The 211-nt window shown below is 37.9% G+C and carries 1 protein-coding gene; it reads right to left on the reverse strand.

From position 1 onward, the window contains the following. The coding region (locus B4C08_RS06400; RefSeq protein WP_296664063.1) for a S26 family signal peptidase at positions 1-196 on the reverse strand (196 nt) is incomplete at its 3' end. Between the last annotated feature and the right edge of the window lie 15 nt (positions 197-211).

A 211-nucleotide genomic window follows, 5' to 3' on the forward strand; every position in this document is an offset into this window, starting at 1 on the left:
GAGAGAGGCTTGTATAGTAAGTTACAGACATTGAATCCATTTTCGAAACTGAAACTAAAGTCTGCTCGTAGCTATGGCGCATATCAAGAGAATTGTAACGGTTGTCTCCCATCATAAAATAGCAGTTTTCAGGAATGTACTGAGCGTTTCCATTCGCATCATTTGCAGGGAAAACAGGAAGATTTCTTAAATCCATTTCAAGAATGTAAAG

It is taken from the genome of Treponema sp. UBA753, from assembly GCF_002297325.1.
Classification (GTDB): Bacteria; Spirochaetota; Spirochaetia; order Treponematales; family Treponemataceae; genus Treponema_D.